Here is a 400-nt window from a genome sequence, read left to right on the forward strand (position 1 = left end):
AGATTTGGCATAAACACGATCAATCTGCTGACGCTCTTCATACAAACTGCGCCGGTTTCCGCCCATCCCACGGGTTTTATCGATTTGTTCCGCTTCATCACTGAATTTACGGGCACCGTCACGCATCGCTTTCAGCGCATCATCCATTTCACGCTGCTTTCTGACCGCCTCATCGGCCTTTTGTGTCCACTCCGCCAGGGCAACAGAGGATGCGCGGATCGCTTTTCGCTGCTCATCCGTCCATTTTGTACCGGCCTCATGCGCAGCCGCATACAGCTCTGCGGCCTTCTCTCCCTGCGAGGCCCTGACTTTCTGAACCTCCGTAGCCACACTCAGATCCGCCATTTTACGGGCATACTGCTCCGCCTGGCGTTCCGCTTCTTTCTGCTCTTTATTGAAA

At 54.5% G+C, this 400-nt stretch carries 1 pseudogene; it reads right to left on the minus strand.

Annotation, left to right across the window (positions count from 1 at the left end):
* Positions 1 to 400, minus strand: a pseudogene (locus tag HMPREF3119_RS19865) (phage tail tape measure protein); the annotation flags it as partial.

This window comes from Morganella sp. HMSC11D09 (genome assembly GCF_001807955.1).
In the GTDB taxonomy this organism is placed as follows: Bacteria; Pseudomonadota; Gammaproteobacteria; order Enterobacterales; family Enterobacteriaceae; genus Morganella; species Morganella morganii.